Raw genomic sequence first — 23,057 nt, 5'->3', positions numbered from 1 at the left:
GGAATATGAAAGACGATCACAACGGCGCACCGCGCACGGTACCGATCCAGTCGGCCACCTTTTCAAACCCCGTGAACGCCGAAATCCGGCGCGCGGCGGCGACGGGCATCTACGACATTCGCGGCGGCGGGGCCAAACGCAAGGTGCCGCATTTTGACGACCTGCTGTTTCTTGGGGCTTCGATTTCGCGCTACCCGCTCGAAGGGTATCGCGAAAAATGCGAAACCTCTGTCACACTGGGCAGCCGGTTTGCCAAGAACCCGATCCAACTGGATATACCCGTAACCATCGCGGGCATGTCATTTGGGGCGCTTTCGGGCCCGGCCAAGGAGGCCCTGGGGCGCGGGGCCACGATGGCGGGGACTTCGACAACCACTGGCGATGGCGGCATGACCGAAGAGGAGCGCGGCCATTCCAACAAATTGGTCTATCAATATCTGCCATCGCGCTATGGCATGAACCCCGATGACCTGCGCCGCGCCGACGCGATCGAGATCGTGGTGGGCCAAGGCGCCAAACCGGGCGGCGGCGGCATGTTGCTGGGCCAGAAAATCAGTGACCGCGTGGCCGAAATGCGCAACCTGCCCAAAGGGATCGACCAACGTTCGGCTTGTCGCCATCCGGACTGGACGGGCCCCGACGATCTGGAAATCAAGATCCTCGAGCTGCGCGAAATCACCAATTGGGAAAAGCCCATCTATATCAAGGTTGGCGGCGCACGGCCCTATTTCGACACCACGCTCGCCGTCAAGGCGGGCGCCGACGTTGTCGTTCTGGACGGTATGCAGGGCGGCACGGCAGCGACACAGGACGTGTTCATCGAACATGTCGGCCAACCGATTCTGGCGTGTATCCGTGAAGCCGTGCGGGCGCTGCAGGACCTCGACATGCACCGCGAGGTGCAGCTGGTGGTATCGGGTGGCATCCGAACGGGTGCCGATGTGGCCAAGGCCATGGCCCTGGGCGCGGATGCGGTGGCAATCGGCACCGCCGCTCTGATCGCGCTGGGCGACAACGATCCCAAGTGGGAGGCGGAGTACAACGCTCTCGGCACCACCGCGGGCGCTTATGACGACTGGCAAGAAGGGCGGGACCCGGCGGGCATCACCACGCAGGACCCCGAATTGATGGCTCGCTTCGATCCCGTCGAAGGGGGGCGGCGCCTCAATAACTATCTCAAGGTGTTGACGCTGGAGGCGCAGACCATCGCGCGCGCCTGCGGCAAGAACCACCTGCACAACCTCGAACCCGAGGACCTGTGCGCCCTGACACTTGAAGCGGCGGCGATGGCCAAGATCCCGCTTGCCGGCACCGACTGGTACCCCGGCAAACCGGGCACTTCCTACTGATCACCGACCAAGGGGCGCGGCCAAAACGGACCGCGCCCTCACCGCATAAAAGACCGACAGGAACAGACATATGACCACCGATCTTGCAAAGTTTGCTGCCGACAAGGGCGTGAAGTACTTCATGATTTCGTTCACTGACCTTTTTGGCGGACAGCGCGCCAAACTGGTGCCCGCACAGGCCATCGCCGACATGCAAGAAGACGGCGCAGGGTTTGCGGGCTTCGCGACCTGGCTCGACATGACGCCGGCGCACCCCGACATGCTGGCGGTGCCGGACCCTTCGTCGGTCATCCAGTTGCCGTGGAAGCCCGAGGTCGCGTGGGTGGCCGGAAACTGCGTGATGGAAGACGAAGATGTGGCCCAAGCCCCGCGCAACGTGCTTCGCCGCCTGATCGACGAAGCCGCCGCCGAGGGCCTGCACGTCAAGACCGGGATCGAGGCCGAGTATTTCCTGATGACACCGGATGGTAACCAGATCAGCGACGAATACGACACAGCCGCCAAGCCCTGCTATGACCAGCAGGCGGTGATGCGGCGCTATGACGTGGTGCGCGAGATCTGTGACTACATGCTTGATCTGGGCTGGGGGCCGTACCAGAACGACCATGAGGACGCGAACGGCCAGTTCGAGATGAACTGGGAATTCGACGACGCTCTGCGCACCGCCGACAAGCATTCGTTTTTCAAGTTCATGACCAAGTCCGTGGCGGAACAGCACGGCTTCCGCGCAACTTTCATGCCCAAGCCTGTCGAGGGGCTGACGGGCAACGGCTGTCACGCCCACATCTCGGTGTGGGACGCGCCGGGGAGCGACGCCAGATCCAACGTTTTTGCGATGGAGCCCAACGGGAGCAGCCAGACCGCGGAATTGGGCCTGTCTGAAAAGGGCCGTCATTTTCTGGGCGGTATCATGAAACACGCCAGCGCGCTGGCGGCAATCACCAACCCGACCGTGAACAGCTACAAGCGGATCAACGCGCCGCGCACCATGTCGGGGGCCACCTGGGCGCCCAACACGGTGACATGGACCGGCAACAACCGCACGCATATGGTGCGTGTCCCCGGTCCCGGCCGGTTCGAGTTGCGCTTGCCCGATGGGGCCACGAACCCCTACCTGTTGCAGGCGGTCATCATTGCTGCCGGCCTCGACGGTATCCGGACGAAAGCCGACCCCGGTAAACGCCACGACATCGACATGTACGCCGAAGGCCACAAGGTGCGCGGCGCGCCCAAGCTGCCTCTGAACATGCTGGATGCCTTGCGCGAATACGACAAGGACAAGAGCCTCAAGGCCGCCATGGGCGAGGAATTCTCGTCTTCCTACATCAAGATGAAGACACAGGAATGGAACGACTTCACGTCGCATTTCTCGCAATGGGAAAAGGACAACACCCTCGATATCTGAGAGGCTGCTGTCTTAGCGCAACCAACCTGCCCGCGCGGCGATTGTCGAATACCAAAACAGGGCGGCCCCGACCAAAAGCGCCAGAAGCGCGCTTGGAGCCATTCCGACCACCGACACCGTCTGGACCAACGTCAAGGCGATCCCGATCAGCGACACAAGCAGCACCTGTTTCGCAACCCGCCGCCTGAGCAACAGCAGGATGCACCCGACCGCGCCGCCAAAGACCGCCACCGCAAATGCGATCGTGGCCCAGAAAGGGCGGCTCTTGATGATAAGCTGATAGAGCTCGGACATTTGCGCCACGACGTCTTGGTTCATCTGAACAATGAAATTCAGACACCCCATCAGGTTCCAGACAAGTCCGAGACCACAGATTATCCAGAAACTGAAATGCGGTTTGGTCATTCTCTGATTTGGCCTCTTGTCGGTTCGGCGGGACTTTTCCCTCCATGGCACACTGTAATCGACTTGGATAATGTTTACTACAGTTCAAAATTGTTGACTTAGAGGGGCAACACCGTTCGAATTGAAGCATCGCAAATGTCCCCAAGGAGAGTCGCAATGCCCAAACGTATCGCCATCATCGGGGCAGGTCCTTCGGGCCTGGCACAGTTGCGCGCCTTTCAGTCGGCCAAGCAGAATGGCGAGGACATTCCCGAGATCGTCTGTTTCGAAAAGCAGTCGAATTGGGGCGGTTTGTGGAACTACACCTGGCGCACCGGCGTCGATCAGTATGGCGAGCCGGTACATGGGTCGATGTATCGTTACCTGTGGTCAAACGGACCAAAAGAGGGCCTCGAATTCGCGGACTATTCGTTCGAGGAGCATTTCGGCAAACAGATCGCGTCCTATCCGCCGCGCGCGGTGCTGTTCGACTATATCCAGGGCCGCGTGGAAAAGGCGGGCGTGCGTGACTGGATCCGGTTCGAAACGGCCGTGCGGCGGGTCGAATTCGACAACGGCACCTTTCACGTCACGGTCAAGGACCTGCCGAACGATCGCGAATACACCGAAGACTTTGACCACGTGATCTGTGCCTCGGGGCATTTTTCCACACCCAATGTCCCCGAATTCCCCGGCTTCGAGAGTTTCAAGGGCCGGGTGCTGCACGCCCATGATTTTCGCGATGCGCTGGAATTCAAGGATCAGGACATTCTGATCGTCGGGACCAGCTATTCGGCCGAGGATATCGGCTCGCAATGCTGGAAATACGGCGCCAAGTCGATCACCGTGTCGCACCGGACAGCGGCCATGGGCTATGACTGGCCCGACAACTGGGCCGAGGTGCCGCTGCTGACCCATGTCGACGGCAACACCGCCCATTTCAAGGACGGCACCAGTCGAAAGGTCGACGCAATCATTCTGTGCACCGGCTACCAGCACCATTTTCCCTTCATGGCCGAGGATCTGCGCCTGAAGACCGCGAACCGTCTGGCCACGGCGGACCTCTACAAGGGGGTCGTCTGGGTCAAAAATCCGGCGCTGTTCTATCTGGGCATGCAGGACCAGTGGTTTACGTTCAACATGTTCGACGCACAGGCGTGGTGGGTCCGCGATGCCATTCTGGGCAAGGTCGCGATTCCGTCCAGGGCCGAGATGGAGGCCGATGTTGCGGACCGCGTCGCGCGCGAAGATGCAGGCGAGGATGACTATGACGCAATCTGGTATCAGGGCGATTACATCAAGGAATTGATTGCCGAAACGGACTATCCGACGTTCGATGTCGAAGGGGCCTGTCAGGCATTCAAACAGTGGAAAGGCCACAAAAAAGCCGGGATCATGACGTTCCGGGACAACTGCTACAAGTCCGTGATGACGGGCTCGATGGCCCCCATCCACCACACGCCATGGGCCGAAGCGCTGGACGACAGCCTCGAGGTGTACCTGCGGAACTAGGGGGCGGGGCGCGTCGCGGGAACATACAGGTTTGCTGCGACGCGCTCTTGTCCTCGATCGAAATGCCGGTCTCAATCCGACCGGTGTTGACCCTCCAGAAACCTGGGGAAGCCGGATGGTTTACAGGCCGCCCAGCCAAGTCCGAACCTTGCGCGCGGAGGCATCGCCAGCAGGCGCCCGATCCCAGCCCGTCATTGACCAGAACAAGCGCCACCCGCCCAAGGCGGCGCGCTACTCGCGGAACTGGGCGGGGGTCACGCGCGGGGGCGTTCCTTTTTCGGATCGTAGTGCGCAAAGGGCACGATTGTCGCGGGCAGGCGTTTCTGCTGGCCGTCCAGCTTGCCGATCTCAACCGCGGTGCCGACATCGGCATGGGCGACGTCGATCCGTGCCAACGCGATGTTCTTGCCCAACAGGGGCGAGCGCATTGATGATGTGACCTCTCCGATCTGGGCGCGGCCAATATGGATGCAGTCGCCGTGATCCACGCCCACGTTGCTGTCGATCTCCAACCCCACCATCTTGCGGCTCGGGTGCTCCTTTCGCCGGATCAACGCGTCGCGGCCGATGAAATCATCTTCTTTCGATTTCAGCGGCACAGTGAACCCGATACCGGCCTCGAACGGGTCGGTCTGGTCGGAGAAATCGTAGCCGGCGAAGATCAACCCCGCCTCGATCCGCACCATATCAAGCGCCTCCAGACCCATGGGGCGCAGGCCGTGATCCTGTCCGGCCTCCCATATCGCGTCGAAGATCTCGGTCGCATCCTTGGGGTGGCACATGACCTCGTAGCCCAACTCGCCCGTGTAGCCAGTGCGCGAGACGACAAAAGGCGCGCCGCTCTCGTTCCGCAGACGGGCCGGTGTAAAGCGGAACCAGCCGAGCTGGTCGAACTGAGGGTTGTGCGGGGCGGTCCAGACGATCTTGCGCAGCAAATCGCGGCTCTCGGGGCCTTGCACGGCAACATTGTGCAACTGGTCGGTGGACGAGCGCACCAGGACCTTGAGCCCCAGTTTGTCGGCCTGTTCCCGCAGCCATTCGCCGCCGTAGTCGCTGCCGCCGATCCAGCGAAAGTTGTCTTTGCCCAGCCGGAACACGGTGCCATCGTCAATCATGCCGCCGTGTTCGTAGCACATCGCGGTATAGACCACGCCCCCAACGGCCAGAGTCTTCATGTTGCGGGTAAATACGTACTGGCACAGCGCCTCGGAATCGGGGCCGGTGATCTCGAACTTGCGCAGGGGGGACAGGTCCATGATGACCGACTGTTTGCGACAGGCCCAGTATTCCTCGATCGGGCCCGCCTCGGCAAAACAATTGGCCAGCCAATAGCCATTATATTCGATGAAGTTGCGGGTGTGTTGGGCAAAGCTGTCATGAAAGGCGGTTTGTTTTGTCATTTTGGGGTCCGCATCAGGGGTGGGCCGGTAGGCGACGCTGCGTTGAAAGGTCTCGTGCCCGCTGTAGGTACGCACATGAATGTCGGTGGGATTCCAGCCGTTTGCGGCGGTGGTGTCATCGGGGCAGGCCGACGAGACACAGACGATGTCCGTCAGGGCGCGCAGCAGCACGTAGTCACCGGGGCGCGACCACGGCTCATCCGAATACATGACGCCGTGCTGGTCGAGATAGGTGTTGAAGAAAAAGTTGATCGCCATCCAGCCCGGGCGGCCCGTGATGTTGAAGTCCGACAACGCCTTGTTGAAGTTTTCCGAACAGTTCACGTGGCCGGGATAACCGATGTCGTCGTAATACTTGGCTGAGCAAGCCAGGGCAAAGGCATCGTGCCGGCCGCAGGTGTCCTGAACCACCTCGACAAGGGGCAGCATTTCCTGATCGTAATATTTCGCGTGCAGGCCCGGCATGGGATAGGCGTGACCCATAAGCGTGCGTGTGGTGGTCACGTCCAGCGCGTGTTCGATCCCCTTGTCCAGCTTTCTTGCGGAAAAGCATTCAAAATCAGTGCACTGGCGGCCATCTACGTCGATGATCTGGATATAGTCGCCCGCCTTGACGAAAAACGCCTCGGCTGTTTGGGTGTGCACGCGGATGTCGGCCAGCGGATCGGCCAGCGGATCGGGCAGTTCGAACTTGACGTGGGATTTGATCGTGGCGCGCTGGATCATCACCGTCAGGGGGGTGGTGGTGTCCTGTGCCTCGGCATCCATCGCGTCGCCGGGGGCCGCAATGATCAGGGTGCCCGCGCGGGTGACACGCAGCGTTTCCTCTGCCTTGGCGCGGGTGGCCCTGTCGAACAGGCGCACGGCGCGAGCCGGGGCCAGATCGATCTTGCGAGCATCCAGCCCCATGCGCAACCCGCGCAGCGATTGGTCCTTGCCCGTCAGCAACGCGCGAACCCCATCGGCAGGCGCATCGGCGAGACGGTCAAGGACGCTGTGGGTCACGGTTTGCCGTTCATCAGCGCTGACGATTTCGCAGACTTGCCCGCCCTCGTCATTTGTGACGGTGATCTGATCGCCCGCCTCGACCGGGATCAGGACAGCGCCCGCGCCTTGAACCACATACCGTTCGGCGCCGGGGGGCATGGAGAATTGCATGGGCTGGATGATCTGGCTGGGACGCGGAGGGCCGGGCCGAACCTTGGGATAAGGGTTGTCGAGCATGGTGGCCTCCAGAGCCGTGTGAAATTGCACTAGCGGAAACATTATTTAACTGTAAGAATACTGGTGCAGTGGCCAAGCTGCAAGCAAAGGGGCGCCGCCATATGCAAAAATCTTGCCGGAAAGTGGCTGACACGTCTTGGGCGCGCTGACGCTCGGCCTGATCGCGGCCCTGTGCTGGGGCGTGCATGACACGCTCGTGCGCTACATCTCGCAACAGGTCGGGGTGTTTCCTTCGCTGTTTCCCGTTCTTGTGACCGGCTGCATAATGTCGGCGGGACTTGCACTCGCGTTGGATACCACAGGGATAACCGCGCAGGCGCGGGGGCTGGCGGTGTTGTCCGGCATCGTGTTCGGGATCACGGGGTTGTCTTTCTACAAGGCGCTTTCCATCGGCCCCGTCCGATTGGTCGCTCCGGTCGTGGCCAGCTTTCCGATCTTGTCCGTGGGGTGGGCCGTCACCAACGGTCAGGGCGTGTCGCTGTGGCAGTGGGCCGCGGTGTTGATCATCGTGGGCGGGTGCGGGGTCGTCGCCGTGACCTCCGAGGATGCCGACAGCACGGGACGGTCAAGAACATCCGCGGTGCTATGGTCGATTCTGGCGGCCATTGGGTTTGCAACGTCCTTTGCGCTGGGGCAGCAATCGATGGCGGCGGGCACCGAGATGATGGCGATTGCCACGGCGCGCGTTGGGGCGGTCGCGGTCGTCGGGGGGCTGGCGCTGATACTCCGGCAATCCGTGATACCGGCGCGATCGGCGCTTCCGATATTGATCGTGATGGGCGTGCTCGACGCGATTGCCATCGGGGCGATCATGCTGGCAGGAAGTTTTGCGTTTCCGTATTTTGCATCCGTTGCGGCATCGACCTTTGGAGTATTTACGATCATCCTCGCCGCCGTGTTTTTGAAAGAGGCGGTGACAGGGGTGCAGTGGCTTGGGATCGTCGTGGTGTTTTCCGCAATTGGATATCTGGCCATCTAGGGTCAGGACACGTCCTCGTTTCGCAGCCAGACCGAGACGATTGCGGCGAGAGCGATTCACCATTGCCACTTGGACCACTGGCGAATGGCGACCGCTCAATCTGTCGTCACTGCCGGCCCTGTCACCGACGTCTTCGGCGCGCGGACACTGCTCAGCGGCCTGCCGCAGGTCGTCTGATCGCTCGGGGATCGCGGCTCTGCACCGACTGGCGCAATTGAAGCGGACGTCTTCTGATTGCGCCCGTGCAGACCAATCCGGATTTTTCCGGTCAGAGTAGTTTTATCGCGCGCTCGGATGTGTCTCGGATGTGTTGTTCGATCAATGCGCAGGCGAGATCTGCGTCGCGCGCGAGCGTTGCGGTCATGATTTCGCGATGCTCCTCCAATTTTCGACCGCCCAGTCCCTCCGGGGCCCTTTTGGTCACGAAACGGTACCGGTCAAGTTGGTCGAACATGATGGAGCGCAGCCGAAACAGCCATCGCCCGGGGCAGGCAGCGATGATGGCCTCGTGGAACTCACGGTGGCGTTCGACCCATTCGGAATGGCGTTCCATGCGCCGTTCCCAGGGCAGCCCCTCGATCAGGCTGAGCCGATGATGTACCGCGACGATATTGGTCTCCCAGTCCTCACCTCCGTGGGCGATGGCCTCGCGCACCGCGCGCTTCTCGAAGGTGATGAAGTGATCGGTGATCTCGATGAGTTCCTCGGCCGAAACCGGCGACACCTTGAAGCCCTTTCCGGCCTCAACGGTCACGAACCCCTCGGAAGACAGCTGCGAGAGCGCTTCTCTCAATGTGCCGATGCCGACATCGTAGCGTTTGGTCATGTCGGCGAATTTCAGACGGGTTTCCGGCTCAAACACACTGCTCACGATATCGGTGCGCAGCCGCGTCAACACATCGCGCGACCCTGACGTCTCGGTTTTTGAAGAGGGGCTGCTGGCCGGTTTCAAAATGCCTGAATTCACGCATTGCTCCATCATTGGTCGGCCGCTGCGGCCCCGGGGTAACGGCGCCCGAACGCCCCCACTGCGGATTTTCGAATATCCCATCCGGGCGGAGAATGACACCGCAATCGAGAAAAAGGCTTCCTTCCACGATTATTCAAGGATAGACAGATTTTCGAAAAAAGAAAGAGTTGCGAATGAAACTGCTGTCTTTCGTGAAAAGTGGGCGTCCGTCGTGGGGGGCTGTCGTGGACAAGGGGATCGTGGACCTTGGCGCGCGCTCGGGCGGCCAGTATCCGGATTTGAAATCCTTCGTCGCCGCGGGACGACCGCGGGAGCTTCTTGACAGTGCGCTCGCGCCCGAATTCGGCTTCGATACGGTCGAACTGGCTCCGGTGATTCCCAATCCCGACAAGATCGTGATGGCGGCCGTCAATTATTGGGACGATTCAACCGATCCGAACAAGGTGCCAGCCTATCCGGTTTTATTTCTACGCCTGCCATCGTCGCAAATCGCCCACGGCGCGCCCCTCATCCAGCCGCGATCATCGCAGAAGCTGGATTTCGAGGGCGAGTTGGCGGTGATCATCGGCACGGGCGGGCGGCACATTGCGGCCGAGCGCGCGATGTCCCATGTCGCGGGCTATTCGATCTACAATGACGGCAGCGTGCGGGATTGGCAGAAGCACAGCCACCAATTCACACCGGGCAAGAACTTCACCGGAACCGGCGGGTTTGGCCCCTGGATGGTGGAGGCGGGCGATCTGCCGATCCCGACAGACGGTGTTTCTCTGGTGACGCGGGTCAACGGCGTGGAAAAGCAACGCACGCACACATCGCGGATGATCTTCGATATCCCTTACCTGATTTCGTATATCTCCACCTTCGCGCCGCTCGCACCGGGGGATGTCATCGTCACGGGGACCTGCACCGGGTTCGGCATCACGCGGTCGCCGCAGGAATTCCTGACACCGGGGGATGTTGTCGAGGTGGAGATCGACGGTATCGGCGTCCTGTCGAACTCCGTGGAGGCGGAGGCATGTCAGGGCGGGGACTCGGCTGCTGGAAGGTGAAGCCGACGCCCCTGACTTTCAATCTTAATAAGATTTTCGAAAATGTTTGTGATTGGGGAAACTTCATGCTAGCACGCCATACATGCAGTGAAGGGGAGAGCTGACATGACCTACCTCGTAAACTCGATGGGACACGTCCAGTTGAACGTTGTGGATGTTGATGCCTTGGTCCGGGAATCCCGCGAGGTCCTAGGTCTGCGGGTCACTAGGGAAGAGGCTGGTTGCGTCTGGTTGTCGTCCAACGGGCGCATGGCGGAATTGGTGCTGCACGAGTCGGGCGAAAACGCGATCCGGTCGCTTGGCTTCGAGGCGGTATCCGAAGCGGCGGTGGCCGAAGCGGCCGCTCGCGTGGTCGATGCCGGCTGTCGGCTCGTGTCCTCCGAGGCCAGCCTTGACTGCTGCGTTACCGGTATGAGCTTCGTCACGCCGCAGGGTCATACGTTCGAATTGCACAGTCCTGTGGCGACAGAAATTTATGGCAACCGTCACGCGACAGCGGGAATGGCTCCGCTCCGCATCGATCATGTGAACATCACCTCGCCGGACCCCGCCGAAACCCGCTCTCAGATGGAGACTATTCTGGGTATGCGGTTGTCGGAGCGCATGGTTGACGACGGGCTGAGCTGGATGCGGGGCGCGAACCGGCTTCATCATATCCTCGGCATCGTCCGGGGCGACACGGGCTTGCACCACTACTCTTGGGAAGTGGCGGAGTTCTCGGATTATTGCCATCTCGGGGATCGTCTGGACACCATCGACAAGAATTTCATCTGGGGCCCCGGCCGCCACCGGCCGGGCGACAACACCTTCGCCTACTACATCGACGCCTGCGGCGCGATGGTCGAATGCGCGGGCAACATGGCGCTGATCAACGATGATGACCGCTACGAGCCCAATGTGATTACCGCGCTGAAGCGCCCCGAGAATGTGCGGGTCATGAATGTCTGGGGCGAGCCCGCGCCGCTACCTTGGCGCGAGCATCATTTCCCGTGGGCGGAACCGGCCGCGGGACGGAATTGAAAGGGTCAGACCATTGACTAAGATCGGTATTCTTGAAGGCTCCTTGCGGCGCGCGTCCTTGTCGCGAGCTGCGGCGCGCGCGGCCGCCGGACTTGTGCCGGATGGCGTGGAAGCGGTGCTCCTGCCCAATCCGGGCAGTCTGCCGCTGTTCAATCAGGACATTCTGGACGACGGCATGCCGGACGCGGTCGCGGCGATGATCGCGGCTGTGGAGGCGGTGGATGCGCTGTTGATCGTGACGCCGGAATACAACTGGTCGATCCCCGGCGGTCTGAAGAACGCCATCGACTGGGTGTCGCGCGTGAACCCCAATCCGCTAGAGCGCAAGCCCGTGGCGATCTGGAGCGTGTCTCCGGGCCTGTTGGGCGGCGCGCGTGTGCATGAAAGCCTGCGTCAGACGCTGCATTCGCAGGGCACCGTCATCATGGCCAAGCCGGAGGTGCAGATCGGGGTCGCCAAGAGCAAAGTGGATGTGGAGGCGGGCACGATAACGCACGCCGATACGGAGGCTTTCCTGCGCGGCCACCTGACCGCCTTCGATGCATTCTGCAAATCAGGAAATCGCGCTTAGCCGCGACCCCGACCCGAACAGAAGACGAGGCCATACCAATGGAACACCCACTAACGTTCATGTCCGACGGCTTGAAACTGTCCGGCGTTCTGCATGTGCCGGAGGGTCGCAAGCCCGGACAGCGATTGCCGACATTCATCGTGCTGCACGGGTTCGTGGGGACGAAGGACAAATCCCACGTCGAACTGGTTGCGCGGATGATCGAGGAGATGGGCTATTGCGCCTTCCGTATCGATTTTCGTGGCTGCGGCGAGAGTGAGGGCGCGCGCGGCGAGGTGCGCTGCTTCGACCAGGTGGCCGATACCCGCAACGCGCTCACCTTCATCGCCGAACGCGAGGAGGTCGACCCCGACCGCATTGGCGTGACCGGGCACAGCTTTGGCGCTGCCGTGGCGATCTTTACCGGCGGCGTGGATCTGCGCGTGGCCTGCGTTCTGTCGCTTTGCGGGTGGGGGGACGGCGAGCGGAAGTTCCGCGGCCAGCATCCCACTCCGGAGGCCTGGGCCAAATTCACCGGCATCCTCGAAGAAGGTCGTCGCCACCGTGCCGAGACGGGCGAAAGCATGTGGGTCTCGCGCTTTGATGTGGTCCCGATCCCGGAGGAGTTGCGCAAGAACCTGTCGCCCCACGCGCAGTTCGAAGTTCCGGTGGAAACAGCGATCAGCATGTATCATTTCCGAGCCGAGGATGTCGTGGCCGATATCGCTCCACGCCCACTCTTGCTGTTCCACACGGCCGGTGACGTGATCACGCCCATGGAGCAATCCATCAGCCTGTTTCAGAAGGCGGGCGCCAATGCGGAACTGATGATCCCGACCGGCGTGTCGCATTTCCCGTTGTCTGACGAAGATGCGCCGCACACCCGCGCGCTGATCTCTGCCTGGCTGAAGAAGTTTTTCCCCACTCCGCTCAGCGACGACGCATGACGCGGTTTCGCCCCCAGGATCTCAAAGACTATGCTGCGGCGCTATTGCTGGCGGTGGGCTATGCGCCCGACCATGCGGAGCGGACGGCGGATATCCTGGTCTGGGCGAATTCCAGGGGGGCCGATTCCCATGGTGTCCTGCGCGTCCCTCGCTACGGCGAAATGGTCGAACAGGGTCTGATCGATCCCAAAGCTGTTCCATCCGTGGTATCGCAAGAGGGCGCGGTCGCCGCGGTCGAGGCCGCGCGCGCGCCGGGCCCATCGGGCATGGTCGTCGCAATGGACACGGCGGTGGAAATCGCCAGCCGTATGGGCATCGGCTGGTGTTCGGCCCGCAACATCACCCATGCGGGCGCGGTTGGGTATTTCGCCCTGCGCGCCGCAGAACGGGGGTATGTGGGGATCGTGATGACCGCGTCGGGGCCCTTGATGGCGTATCACGGATCGCGGGTCGCGGGGCTGTCGACCAATCCGCTCTCAATCGCGGTACCGGGCCGGGGGCTGCCGTTGCTGCTGGATATGTCCACGTCCACCGTCGCCCTGGGCAAGATCATGCACGCCAAGGATGCCGGTATTCCGATCCCCGAAGGATGGGCGATCGACGCCGCGGGCGCGCCTGCGACCGATCCGGCGCAGGTGTCGACCCTGACACCGCTTGGTGGCCCAAAGGGCTCCGGCCTGTCACTGATGATCGAGGTTCTCGCCAGTGTTCTGGTGTCGAACCCGGCAATCTCGGGCGTGTTGTCGGGCGGCAAGGGCGCGATGAATGGGGCGGCGTTGGCGATCAGGGTCGAGGCCTTTGCCGACCCCGATGTCTTCGCCACGCAGATCGCGGAGCTGGTCAGCAGCCTGAAGGCGCTGCCCAAGGCGCCTGCCACCGATCAGATCCTGATGCCCGGCGAGCGCGGCTTTCGCCTTGCCGAGGAACGGCAAGCGTATGGCATTCCAATCGCGCAGGGCACGCTCAACCGTTTGGCGGCCATGGCCGAAAAGTTCGCCGTTGCGGCACCGAAGGCCATGCCGCCGCCCTAGAGGGGCATGCTTGCCAGACTGCGACGATACGCCAGACACATCAACGCTCGGAGGGAGGGGCAACAATGCAAGGCACAGAGCAAGACCAGCCATCCATCGCAAAGCGCTCCGTCAGCGGCGGTGTGCTCCTTGCCATCGGGCTCATCATGCTGGCGGTGGCTTGGGAGTATCCGGTGGGTCGGCTGACCCAGATGGGTCCGGGCTTCATTCCGCGCGTCATCGGGTTCGCGATCTGTGCCATGGCGATTGCGATCATTGTCAGCGACGTGATGGCACCGGCGCTGCCACAGGCGCGCAAAATTCAGTGGCGCGGTCTGGTCTTCGTCTCGGCAGGGATCCTCATTTTCGCAGCTTTCGTGGATGTCGTGGGCCTTGTCCCGTCCATGTTCCTTGCGGTCGCCGTCTCGATGTTCGCGGATGATGATGCGCGGCCGCTGAACGTGTTGATCTATGCATCTCTGGCGACACTTGGCGGGTGGCTCTTGTTTCTGGTGGCCCTTGAGCTGCCAATCCCGGCGTTCTGGAGGTAGCGATGATCGATCAATTCCTCCTTGGTCTGAGCGTCGTGATGCAGCCGCAAATCTTGATGTATGCGTTCATCGGCGTTTTCATTGGCCAATTGATCGGAGTCCTGCCGGGGATCGGGGCGATCACAGCGATTTCGCTGCTGTTGCCGGTGACATTCTACCTCGATGCGACCACGTCGATGATCATCTTGGCTGGCATCTATTACGGCTCGCAATATGGCGGGTCGATCGCGTCGATCCTGCTCAACCTGCCGGGCACGCCGTCATCGGTCGTGACCTGCCTTGAAGGCTACCCTCTGTCGCAAGACAACCGAGCGGGACTGGCGCTATTCGTGGCGGCGTTCTCCTCCTTCGTTGGTGGCATGATCGGTGTCGCGATCCTGGTACTGGCCGCTATTCCGATGACGTTGATTGCCCTGCGCTTCGGGGCGCCGGAATATGCGATGCTGGTCATACTTGGCTTGCTGGCCGCTTCGCTGATCGGGACAGGCTCGCAGCTCCGCTCCTTCGCGATGGTGGTTCTGGGGATCGCGTTGGGCCTTGTCGGCGCGGATCAAACCACTGGGTACTACCGCTTTGTCGCCATGCCAGAGCTGGCCGACGGGATCAGCCTCGTCTCGCTGGCCATGGGACTGTTCGGCGTCAGCGAGATCATCCGCAACGCGGCCAACAAGAGGCCGTCAGGCCCGGCCCTTTCGATCCGAATGCGCGATGTCATCCCAACAAGGAAACAAGCCCGCTCGCTGGTTTTTCCGATCCTGCGCGGCTCGGGCTTCGGAAGCTTCTTTGGCGCTCTGCCCGGCACGGGGGCCGCCATTGCGTCCTTCATGGCATATGCGATGGAAAAACGGTTCTCGCGGACACCCGAGAAGTTCGGCACCGGCCATCTGCCGGGCCTTGCCGCACCGGAATCCGCCAACAACGCCGCCGCGCAGACCGGGTTCATACCGACGCTCACGCTTGGCATTCCGGGCGATGCGGTCATGGCGCTGATCATCGGCGCGTTGATCCTGAACGGGATCATCCCCGGCCCGCGCCTGATGGTCGATCAGCCCGAACTGTTCTGGGGGGTCATCGCCAGTTTCTTTGTCGGCAATATCATCCTGCTGCTGATCAACGTTCCGTTGATCCGGCTCTGGGTTCTGTTGCTGCGCATTCCCTACCAGAAGCTCTATCCGGTGATCATCGTGATGATCTGTGTCGGCGTCTATTCGCATCGCACCAGCGTCACGGATGTCGTCCTGACGCTTGCGTTCGGGGTTCTGGGCTACCTGATGAAGAACTACCGGTTCGAACCTGCGCCGGTGCTTCTCGGCTTCGTGCTCGGCCCGCTGCTTGAGGATAATTTCCGCCGCGCGATGCTGATCTATCGCGGTGACTTCACGATATTCCTGACCCGCCCGATCAGCGCGATCTTGGTCACGTGTTCGGTTGCGTTGGTCGTATTTGCCATTTGGTCGAGCATCAGTGCCCGGCGAAAAACTGTCCGGCCACCATCGTGACCGTACAACGTCGCGCCTGACGTAGGGCGTGTATCAGGCCAAAGGGAGGAACGCGGCCTGACATCACTTGAAGACTGAAAACCTTGGGAGGAAGACCATGATCAAGAACCTACTCGTCGCTTTGCCGCTGACGCTGGCGCTCGCTGCGCCGTCACTGGCGCAAGAGTTCCCCGATCGCGCCATGCGCATCGTCCACGGCTTCGGCGCGGGCGGCAATGCCGATACCGTGTCCCGTATCATGGGCGAGGCGATCTCGACCAATCTGGGCGAGCCCGTCGTCGTGGAGTCGCGCCCCGGTGCTGGCGGAACCGTGGCGTCCGGCTATGTCGCGGGCGAAGATCCCGACGGCTACACCTTGCAGCTGATGGTGGGCGGCCATGCCGTGGCCGCGGGCCTCTACAACGAGTTGCCCTACGACTCGGTGAATGACTTCACCTTCCTGTCCACGATCGGACAATTCCCGTTTTTCGTGGCCGCCCGCGCGGGTGAATACGAATCCATCGATGCCGTGATCGAGGCGGCTTTGGCCGATCCCGGAAGCATTGTCATCGGCCATTCCGGTGTTGGCTCCACCCAGCACCTCACTGGTGAGCTTCTTGGCCTGCAAACGGGGGCCGATTTCATTCATGTCCCCTACAAGGGCGGCGCGGCGGCAAGCACGGCGCTGATGGGCGGCGAAGTCAACCTGATCATCGACACAGGCACCGTCATCAGCGGCCAGGCAGAGGCAGGCGTCTACGACATCCTCGCTGTGACCTCCGCGGATCGCTGGCCCGACGCGCCCGATGTGCCGACGTTGAACGAGACCGTCGCGCCGGGATTTGACGTGGTGTCCTGGACCGCTCTGGGTGCGCCTGCCGGCGTGCCGGACGACATCGTGGCGATCTTGTCGGGAGCCATCAGTGATGCGCTTGCACAACCCGACGTGCGCGAACGCATTGCGGCGCTTGGTGCAAATCCGGGTGCCTCGACCGGTGCGGAACTGCAGGCATTGGTCGAGCGTCAGATCGCGGTCTGGTCCGAGGTGATCGAGACCGCCGGGATCGAGCGGCGCTAAGCAAGCAAACTGGCGCGCGGGGGCCCCTCCGCGCGCCTGATATGTCCATCGCATGAGGCCCCAGATGACCGCAAAGACACCTGAAGAGCTTTACGCCACCATGCTGCGCCGGTCGCTTTGGGTGATCACGACGCGGCCTGCGCGTGGTCCCGGCATGCAGGACCTCTTGCCCGCGCATCTGGAGTATCAGATCGCGATGGAGCGCGATGGCAGCCTGTTCGGCGCCGGCCCGATTTTTGAGGATGGCGGGTCCGTTCCCACCGGCGGCATGATCATCGTGCGCGCCCAGGATGAGGCCGCCGCGCGCGCCCTGGCCGATGCCGACCCCTTTCATGCAAACGGTTTGCGCCAATACACGCTTCATCGCTGGATGCTGAACGAGGGCGCAATGACCGTGACCGTACGCTATTCCGATCAGACCGCCGTCGTCGGCTGATCTTACCACACAACCACCGGAGGCAGTCATGTCGGAACCAAAGCTGAACCTTGTCGGCGGCGACTGGGTCGCGGGCGATACCGCTCCCAATATCAATCCGTCCGACACATCGGATATCGTGGGCCACTACGCGCGCGCCAGCGCAGCGCAGACGCAGGATGCCATTGATGCCGCCAAAGCGGCTTTTCCGGCATGGTCTCGCTCAACGCCCCTGGAACGGCACGCGGTGCTGCGTGCAGCCGCCGACGAAATCCTGGCGCGCAAGGATGAGTTGGGGCGGCTGTTGTCGCGGGAAGAGGGCAAGACATTGGCCGAGGGGGTGGGGGAAACGGTCCGTGCGGCCCAGATCTTCGACTTCTTTGCGGGCGAGGCCCTTCGCCTGACGGGCGAGGTACTGCCCTCCATTCGCCCCGGTGTGGGTGTCGAGATCACCCGCGAGCCGGTTGGGGTCGTCGGCGTCATCACGCCGTGGAACTTCCCCATCGCAATCCCCGCCTGGAAACTGGCGCCGGCGCTTTGCTACGGCAACACGGTCGTGTTCAAACCGGCGGATCTCGTCCCGGGCTGCGGCTGGGCGCTGGTCGATATCTTGCACCGTGCGGGCCTTCCGGAGGGCGTGGTGAACCTCGTGATGGGGCGCGGATCGGTCGTGGGCCAAACCATCGTCGATAGCCCGGACGTCTCGGCCCTGACCTTTACGGGGTCGGTTCCAACCGGCGCGGTTTTGGCAGCGAAATCCGCGGAGCTGATGCGCAAGGTCCAGCTCGAGATGGGCGGCAAGAACCCTTTCGTAGTGCTGGCGGACGCCGATCTGGACGTCGCCGTTGACTGCGTCATCAATGGCGCCTTCTTCTCGACCGGGCAGCGGTGCACGGCCTCATCGCGGATCATCGTGGAAGACGCGGTGCACGATGCCTTCCTCGACAAGATGACTGCGCGCATGGCGGATCTGCGGGTGGGCGATGCCCTTGCCCCGGACACACAGATCGGCCCTGTCGTCGATGAAAGCCAGCTTGCGCAGAACGAGAAATATATCGAGATCGGCAAGGCCGAGGGCGCGCGTCTTGTGGCCGGAGGCAACCGTGTGTCCCGCGAGACGGAGGGCTACTTCCAGATGCCGGCCCTGTTTGCCGATTGCACCAATCAGATGAGGATTGCCCGGGAGGAAATCTTCGGACCTGTCGCGTCCGTGATCGCCGTCCGGGATTATGACGAGGCGCTCGCCGTGGCCAACGACACGGACTTCGGTCTGTCCGCCGGGATTGCCACCACCAGCCTGAAACACGCCACCCATTTCAAACGCAACGCCGAGGCCGGCATGGTCATGGTCAACCTGCCCACCGCAGGCGTTGATTTCCACGTGCCCTTCGGCGGGCGCAAGGCGTCAAGCCATGGCCCCCGTGAGCAGGGCCGCTATGCTGCCGAGTTCTTCACCACCGTCAAGACCGCCTACACCCTGGCCTGAGCCCCTAAGGACACTCCATGATCTACGAGATGCGCATCTATTCCTGTGTTCCCGGCGGTCTGCCCGCGCTGTTGCAGCGGTTCGAGACCACGACCCTGAAGATCTGGGAGCGGATCGGACTGCGCCCCGCCGGTTTTTTCACGACCCTTGTCGGCCCGTCCAACCATGACCTGACCTATTTCCTGGCGTGGGAATCGCTGGAGGAGCGCGAACGGCTCTGGAACACCTTCGCCAGCGACCCTGAATGGGTCGCGGCGCGCGCGACACATCAAGAGGCGCATGGAGAGGTCGTGGCCAATATCGCGTCCAGCTTCCTTGCGCCAACCGCCTTTTCCTCCGTGCGTTAGGCGGATCATGACCGAGACCTCAAAGACTGTCCCGGGTGCCGCCTTGTCCGGGCTGCGCGTGCTGGACATGACCCGGATCCTCGCGGGCCCATGGGCCACTCAGATTCTGGCGGACATGGGGGCGGAGGTGATCAAGATCGAACGCCCGGGCGAGGGGGACGATACGCGCAGTTGGGGGCCGCCGAACGTGACCGACCAACAGGGCCGGGACCGTGGCGCGGCCTATTTTCACGGCGCCAACCGGGGGAAGAAATCGGTTGCGGTCGACATGGCCCGTCCCGAGGGGCAGCGGATCCTGAAGGCCTTGGCGGCCCAAAGCGACGTCGTCATCGAGAATTTCAAGGTTGGGGGGCTGGCGAAGTACGGGCTTGATTATGCGTCGCTCGCGGCTGTCAAACCGGATCTCGTCTATTGTTCGATCACAGGGTTCGGACAGACCGGGCCCTATGCAAACCGGGCGGGATACGATTTCCTCATTCAGGCCATGGGCGGGTTGATGAGCGTCACGGGCCAACCCGATGGAACGCCGGGCGCGGAACCGATGAAGGTCGGCGTGGCGCTGACCGACGTGCTGACCGGGCTTTACGCGGTGATCGGCATCTTGTCGGCCTTGCGGCACCGCGATGCCACGGGCGAGGGGCAGCATATCGATATGTCATTGCTCGATGTTCAGGTCGCCACGCTGGCCAATCAGGCGATGAACTACCTGGCCACGGGCAAGTCGCCGGGTCGTCTTGGAAACGCACATCCCAGCATCGTGCCCTATCAGGCCTTCGCCACCAGTGACGGCCATTTGATCCTTGCGGTGGGCAATGACGGCCAGTTCGCTCGGTTCTGCGACGTCGCCGGAGCGCCGGGGCTGGCGACGGATCCGCGCTTTGCCACCAATCCCGAACGGGTGCGCAATCGCGACGTGTTGATCCCGATCCTTCAAGGCCTGATGTCGGGGCGGAGCATGGACGACTGGATCGAAGCGCTGAACGCGGCCAGCGTGCCCGTGGGGCCGATCAACACCATTGAACGGGTCTTCGCCGATCCGCATGTGCAATCGCGCGGGCTGAGGACCTCACCGGAAACGCCGCAGGGCGACAGGCTCGTCGGTGTCGCTTCGCCGATCAATCTGTCGCGAACCCCGGCCATGCCGCCGCGCGCCGCACCGGACCTTGGGGCCGATACGATCGGGATTCTGTCGCATATGCTGGACCCGTCTATCTTCGACCTTGAGGCGCTCATGACCGACGGAACGATCGCGGATTTCCGCACCAAAAAAGACGGAGAGTGAGCATGCCCGACAAACTCCTGATATCGCAAGAAGACGGCATCGCCACGCTGACCCTGAACATGCCGGAGCTGCGCAACCCGATCACTGACGCTGACATGATGGCCGAAATTTGCGCCGCCATGGACTGGCTCAACACCGACCAGTCGATCCGCTGTGCGATCCTGACTGGGGCGGGCAAGGCGTTCTCCTCGGGCGGCAACCTTAAACACATGCGCGACAAGGAAGGCATCTTTGCGGGCGACGCCATTGCCGTGCGAAACGCCTACCGTGCAGGCATCCAGCGCGTGGCCAAGGCTGTGTGGAACGTCGAGGTGCCGATGATCGCCGCCGTGAACGGGCCGGCGTATGGGGCAGGGTGCGACCTGACCTTGTTTTGCGACATCCGCATCGCCTCGGAGACCGCGACCTTTGCCGAGAATTTCGTGAATGTGGGCATCATCTCGGGCGATGGTGGCTCGTGGATCCTGCCGCGCCAAGTGGGGCTGTCGCGCGCCGCTGAAATGACGTTTACCGCCGATCCGATCGATGCGCAAACGGCGCTTGATTGGGGGCTTGTGTCCCGAGTCACGCCGCCGGGAGAGCTCCTCGAGGCCGCAATGGCCACGGCCCGCCGCATCGCCCGCAACCCGCCCCGCCAACTGCGGTTGACCAAGCGACTGTTGCGGGAGGGGACGGTTTCGACTCTCGATCAACTGCTGGAATTGTCTGCCGCCTATCAAGGTGCCGTGCACCAGACCGCCGACCACGCGGAGGCCGTCGCGGCCTTGCTCGAGCGGCGGGACGGGGTGTTCAAAGGCGACTAGGGGCGCAGGTCACGGCCCGCCGGTTCAGTGCTTTCGGATTGATTACTACATAAAATCATGTGCAGATCCCTCCATGGATCAACAACTCGAAACACTTCTTTTTGGTGAAGGATGGCCAGAAAAATGGCTCGATCTTATCGAACGTATGGCGATTGGCCTCAAAGAAACAGGCTCTTTTCTTTCTTTGATTGGCCATTGTGTTGGATCGGATCGGAAGTCAGGAGTATCGATAGGAGGACACGGTTCTGACGAAGCGGTGGGTGTCGCAACACTTATGCGCTCGTGCGCGAGCCTGGTTGTTATGATCAAATCAGCGGCAGTTGCTGATGAATGCTATGCTTGCGCTACGCTACTTAGGCAGCTTCTTGAGATTGAATATCTGATCTATTGTTTTGCCAATCGTCACAAGCATGCCGCCGAGTGGCTGCGCGCTAGTGATGACGAGCGGCGGAAATTCTGGCAGCCGAGACATCTGCGTGAAGCGGCAGATGGCTATTTTAACAATGAACACTACGGCTGGCATTGTCGGATTGGCGGTCATCCAACGCCGGACGCAAACATGGTCCTCAATGGCGGATTGGAGCTGCAACAACTGTTGTTTTGCGACGGGCTGATGCACTCTCGGCGTGTTTGGGCGTCATTCGAGGAATGGTCAAAATCGGATGCCGATTTTGGCCAAATATGGCAAATTTCCTTCAAGAAAGGCCACGAGCTATCCGGAAAGCTTGATGAGTGGTTCGAAAGCGACCCTGCGAGGTTGTGGGAGGGTTGGTAGGCAAGTGGATCCGTGAACGGCTGCAGCGTGGGTGATGATCATCTTGACCACGACGATATCGATGCTGAGGGTCACCGGACCGGCGTTTTGATCAGCGCGCATCTTGCCGTAGTCGATCAGCTTTTGCCGGTCGAGGTGCCCGATCTTATCCTTGCCCAGATCGCGCTTGAGCGTCTTGAGCGTGGCGGCCTTGCTGCGACGCGGCGGTTTGCCTACCTCGCACATATCGATTATGTGGAGATCGATGAGATCGCCGAAGGTGGTCAGGCGGGAGACGGACGACTTGTTCGGCGCCAACCCCTGATCCACCCGGGTCTCCGCTAGGCGGGCCCAGCGATGGGCATCGTCGCGACGGAGAAACGTCTCGCTCGCGTAGCGGCCCTTTCGTCTGATCTGGACCCGGCAAATTCTGGAATATTGGGGCGTATTCCTGCGTAGCAGGGTCCAAAGCCAACAGTTCGAAGATACACAAAACGCAAATAAATCAACACGCTAGATTGTTCGGTGCCCCTATGATAGATGGTGCTGATTCATAATTTATTTCAACAGCTTGATCGGCGTCGTGTGCAGCGTATGTTCATGTTTCAATCGCGTGATGTCGTGTTGCGGCGCACTCAATCGCTATTATGGTGGTAGTGGATTGGGGAAAAACCAAGACAGGCCAGTTAGAACGTGAAGCACTTATTCGGATTATGAGTACTGCAATCAGGGGTGACGTCCACGGACGTGGTGTAGCTGGCGGTGGCCATCGGGTTTCCCGGTAGGGTTGGGTTGCGACAACCAACCTGAACCAAGGACGACACCCGATGACCAAACCTATGATGGACCTGCGTGCGCTTGTCGAAAAGAGTGCCGATTCCGACCTGCTGCGTGAGATGATCGGCTTCGCAGCCGAGCGGCTGATGGAACTTGAGGTCGGCGCCAAGACCGGTGCCGATTACGGCGAGAAAAGCAGCGATCGGCTGGCGCAACGGAACGGATACCGCGACCGAGACTGGCAGACCCGTGCGGGCAGCGTCGAGCTGCGCATTCCGCGTCTGCGT

At 61.7% G+C, this 23,057-nt stretch carries 23 protein-coding genes; 19 read left to right on the top strand and 4 right to left on the bottom strand.

Annotation, left to right across the window (positions count from 1 at the left end; genetic code table 11):
• The first annotated feature begins 5 nt into the window (after positions 1-5).
• On the top strand, positions 6-1,349 hold the full coding sequence (locus tag BM353_RS07215) for an FMN-binding glutamate synthase family protein (protein WP_092078607.1): 1,344 nt from the start codon (positions 6-8) through the stop codon (positions 1,347-1,349).
• A gap of 70 nt (positions 1,350-1,419) precedes the next feature.
• Positions 1,420-2,754 (top strand): type III glutamate--ammonia ligase, encoded by a 1,335-nt coding sequence (glnT, locus tag BM353_RS07210; RefSeq protein ID WP_092078604.1) that lies wholly within the window; start codon positions 1,420-1,422, stop codon positions 2,752-2,754.
• Between the two features lie 12 nt (positions 2,755-2,766).
• Here the strand turns inward: glnT and BM353_RS07205 are convergent, their stop codons facing one another.
• A complete protein-coding gene (locus BM353_RS07205) occupies positions 2,767-3,159 on the bottom strand; it encodes a hypothetical protein (RefSeq protein ID WP_092078601.1) in 393 nt (130 codons plus the stop codon).
• A 156-nt stretch (positions 3,160-3,315) separates the two neighbouring features.
• On the opposite strand from BM353_RS07205, the gene BM353_RS07200 reads away from it, so the two are divergent.
• Positions 3,316-4,650 carry an NAD(P)-binding domain-containing protein gene (locus BM353_RS07200; RefSeq protein ID WP_092078598.1) on the top strand — a complete coding sequence of 445 codons (1,335 nt, stop codon included), beginning with the start codon at positions 3,316-3,318 and terminating at the stop codon, positions 4,648-4,650.
• A 254-nt stretch (positions 4,651-4,904) separates the two neighbouring features.
• On the opposite strand, the gene BM353_RS07195 is transcribed toward BM353_RS07200, so the two are convergent.
• Complete coding sequence (locus BM353_RS07195) at positions 4,905-7,274, bottom strand: trimethylamine N-oxide demethylase (protein ID WP_092078595.1); 2,370 nt, start codon at positions 7,272-7,274, stop codon at positions 4,905-4,907.
• Between the two features lie 136 nt (positions 7,275-7,410).
• Between BM353_RS07195 and BM353_RS07190 the strand changes: the two genes are divergently transcribed.
• On the top strand, positions 7,411-8,253 hold the full coding sequence (locus BM353_RS07190) for a DMT family transporter (protein WP_092078592.1): 843 nt from the start codon (positions 7,411-7,413) through the stop codon (positions 8,251-8,253).
• A gap of 268 nt (positions 8,254-8,521) precedes the next feature.
• On the opposite strand, the gene BM353_RS07185 is transcribed toward BM353_RS07190, so the two are convergent.
• Entirely contained in the window at positions 8,522-9,220 is a 699-nt protein-coding gene (locus BM353_RS07185; RefSeq protein ID WP_177220478.1) for an FCD domain-containing protein, read from the bottom strand.
• A 176-nt stretch (positions 9,221-9,396) separates the two neighbouring features.
• Here BM353_RS07185 and BM353_RS07180 point away from each other — a divergent pair, with 176 nt between their 5' ends.
• The 14 genes from BM353_RS07180 to BM353_RS16585 all read left to right on the top strand — a co-directional run bounded on the left by BM353_RS07180 (position 9,397) and on the right by BM353_RS16585 (position 22,014).
• A complete protein-coding gene (locus tag BM353_RS07180; RefSeq protein WP_092078586.1) occupies positions 9,397-10,272 on the top strand; it encodes a fumarylacetoacetate hydrolase family protein in 876 nt (291 codons plus the stop codon).
• Between the two features lie 105 nt (positions 10,273-10,377).
• Positions 10,378-11,292 (top strand): VOC family protein, encoded by a 915-nt coding sequence (locus tag BM353_RS07175; RefSeq protein ID WP_092078583.1) that lies wholly within the window; start codon positions 10,378-10,380, stop codon positions 11,290-11,292.
• Positions 11,293-11,305: 13 nt separating this feature from the next.
• Positions 11,306-11,863, top strand: coding sequence for an NADPH-dependent FMN reductase (locus BM353_RS07170; protein WP_177220477.1), 558 nt, complete (start codon positions 11,306-11,308; stop codon positions 11,861-11,863).
• A 59-nt stretch (positions 11,864-11,922) separates the two neighbouring features.
• Positions 11,923-12,789 carry an alpha/beta hydrolase gene (locus BM353_RS07165; protein ID WP_218155469.1) on the top strand — a complete coding sequence of 289 codons (867 nt, stop codon included), beginning with the start codon at positions 11,923-11,925 and terminating at the stop codon, positions 12,787-12,789.
• Positions 12,786-13,820, top strand: coding sequence for an Ldh family oxidoreductase (locus tag BM353_RS07160; RefSeq protein WP_092078574.1), 1,035 nt, complete (start codon positions 12,786-12,788; stop codon positions 13,818-13,820). The genes BM353_RS07165 and BM353_RS07160 overlap by 4 nt, the downstream gene beginning before the upstream one ends.
• 65 nt (positions 13,821-13,885) lie before the next feature.
• Positions 13,886-14,350, top strand: coding sequence for a tripartite tricarboxylate transporter TctB family protein (locus tag BM353_RS07155; RefSeq protein ID WP_092078572.1), 465 nt, complete (start codon positions 13,886-13,888; stop codon positions 14,348-14,350).
• A gap of 2 nt (positions 14,351-14,352) precedes the next feature.
• Entirely contained in the window at positions 14,353-15,849 is a 1,497-nt protein-coding gene (locus BM353_RS07150) for a tripartite tricarboxylate transporter permease (RefSeq protein WP_092078568.1), read from the top strand.
• 97 nt (positions 15,850-15,946) lie between these two features.
• Positions 15,947-16,906, top strand: a complete 960-nt coding sequence (locus tag BM353_RS07145; RefSeq protein ID WP_092078565.1) for a Bug family tripartite tricarboxylate transporter substrate binding protein — start codon at positions 15,947-15,949, stop codon at positions 16,904-16,906.
• A gap of 64 nt (positions 16,907-16,970) precedes the next feature.
• Positions 16,971-17,342: a YciI family protein gene (locus BM353_RS07140; RefSeq protein ID WP_177220476.1), complete on the top strand. Its 372-nt coding sequence runs from the start codon at positions 16,971-16,973 to the stop codon at positions 17,340-17,342.
• A 28-nt stretch (positions 17,343-17,370) separates the two neighbouring features.
• Positions 17,371-18,807 (top strand): aldehyde dehydrogenase family protein, encoded by a 1,437-nt coding sequence (locus BM353_RS07135; protein WP_092078559.1) that lies wholly within the window; start codon positions 17,371-17,373, stop codon positions 18,805-18,807.
• 17 nt (positions 18,808-18,824) lie between these two features.
• Positions 18,825-19,154: an NIPSNAP family protein gene (locus BM353_RS07130; protein ID WP_092078556.1), complete on the top strand. Its 330-nt coding sequence runs from the start codon at positions 18,825-18,827 to the stop codon at positions 19,152-19,154.
• Between the two features lie 7 nt (positions 19,155-19,161).
• Positions 19,162-20,436 (top strand): CaiB/BaiF CoA transferase family protein, encoded by a 1,275-nt coding sequence (locus BM353_RS07125; RefSeq protein WP_092078553.1) that lies wholly within the window; start codon positions 19,162-19,164, stop codon positions 20,434-20,436.
• Between the two features lie 2 nt (positions 20,437-20,438).
• The gene (locus BM353_RS07120) at positions 20,439-21,239 is read left to right on the top strand and encodes a crotonase/enoyl-CoA hydratase family protein (protein WP_092078551.1); all 801 of its coding nucleotides are present in this window, start codon (positions 20,439-20,441) and stop codon (positions 21,237-21,239) included.
• A 73-nt stretch (positions 21,240-21,312) separates the two neighbouring features.
• Positions 21,313-22,014, top strand: coding sequence for a hypothetical protein (locus BM353_RS16585; RefSeq protein ID WP_143104116.1), 702 nt, complete (start codon positions 21,313-21,315; stop codon positions 22,012-22,014).
• Here BM353_RS16585 and BM353_RS17110 read toward each other — a convergent pair.
• Complete coding sequence (locus BM353_RS17110) at positions 21,952-22,323, bottom strand: hypothetical protein (protein WP_245759596.1); 372 nt, start codon at positions 22,321-22,323, stop codon at positions 21,952-21,954. The genes BM353_RS16585 and BM353_RS17110 overlap by 63 nt on opposite strands.
• Before the next feature lie 497 nt (positions 22,324-22,820).
• Between BM353_RS17110 and BM353_RS07105 the strand changes: the two genes are divergently transcribed.
• Positions 22,821-23,057: transposase (locus BM353_RS07105; RefSeq protein WP_177220475.1), on the top strand; the 237-nt coding region annotated here is incomplete at its 3' end.

The sequence above is a fragment of the Poseidonocella sedimentorum genome, from assembly GCF_900116005.1.
Classification (GTDB): domain Bacteria; phylum Pseudomonadota; class Alphaproteobacteria; order Rhodobacterales; family Rhodobacteraceae; genus Poseidonocella; species Poseidonocella sedimentorum.
The sequence above is the reverse complement of the archived record's forward strand: the minus strand, read 5'-3'. Positions and strand labels throughout refer to the sequence as shown.

Coding starts and splice junctions, on each gene's coding strand:
- BM353_RS07215 (WP_092078607.1), top strand. CDS start 6: ATGAAAGACGATCACAACGGCGCACCGCGCACGGTACCGATCCAGTCG.
- glnT (WP_092078604.1), top strand. CDS start 1,420: ATGACCACCGATCTTGCAAAGTTTGCTGCCGACAAGGGCGTGAAGTAC.
- BM353_RS07205 (WP_092078601.1), bottom strand. CDS start 3,159: ATGACCAAACCGCATTTCAGTTTCTGGATAATCTGTGGTCTCGGACTT.
- BM353_RS07200 (WP_092078598.1), top strand. CDS start 3,316: ATGCCCAAACGTATCGCCATCATCGGGGCAGGTCCTTCGGGCCTGGCA.
- BM353_RS07195 (WP_092078595.1), bottom strand. CDS start 7,274: ATGCTCGACAACCCTTATCCCAAGGTTCGGCCCGGCCCTCCGCGTCCC.
- BM353_RS07180 (WP_092078586.1), top strand. CDS start 9,397: ATGAAACTGCTGTCTTTCGTGAAAAGTGGGCGTCCGTCGTGGGGGGCT.
- BM353_RS07175 (WP_092078583.1), top strand. CDS start 10,378: ATGACCTACCTCGTAAACTCGATGGGACACGTCCAGTTGAACGTTGTG.
- BM353_RS07165 (WP_218155469.1), top strand. CDS start 11,923: ATGTCCGACGGCTTGAAACTGTCCGGCGTTCTGCATGTGCCGGAGGGT.
- BM353_RS07160 (WP_092078574.1), top strand. CDS start 12,786: ATGACGCGGTTTCGCCCCCAGGATCTCAAAGACTATGCTGCGGCGCTA.
- BM353_RS07155 (WP_092078572.1), top strand. CDS start 13,886: ATGCAAGGCACAGAGCAAGACCAGCCATCCATCGCAAAGCGCTCCGTC.
- BM353_RS07150 (WP_092078568.1), top strand. CDS start 14,353: ATGATCGATCAATTCCTCCTTGGTCTGAGCGTCGTGATGCAGCCGCAA.
- BM353_RS07145 (WP_092078565.1), top strand. CDS start 15,947: ATGATCAAGAACCTACTCGTCGCTTTGCCGCTGACGCTGGCGCTCGCT.
- BM353_RS07140 (WP_177220476.1), top strand. CDS start 16,971: ATGACCGCAAAGACACCTGAAGAGCTTTACGCCACCATGCTGCGCCGG.
- BM353_RS07135 (WP_092078559.1), top strand. CDS start 17,371: ATGTCGGAACCAAAGCTGAACCTTGTCGGCGGCGACTGGGTCGCGGGC.
- BM353_RS07130 (WP_092078556.1), top strand. CDS start 18,825: ATGATCTACGAGATGCGCATCTATTCCTGTGTTCCCGGCGGTCTGCCC.
- BM353_RS07125 (WP_092078553.1), top strand. CDS start 19,162: ATGACCGAGACCTCAAAGACTGTCCCGGGTGCCGCCTTGTCCGGGCTG.
- BM353_RS07120 (WP_092078551.1), top strand. CDS start 20,439: ATGCCCGACAAACTCCTGATATCGCAAGAAGACGGCATCGCCACGCTG.
- BM353_RS16585 (WP_143104116.1), top strand. CDS start 21,313: ATGGATCAACAACTCGAAACACTTCTTTTTGGTGAAGGATGGCCAGAA.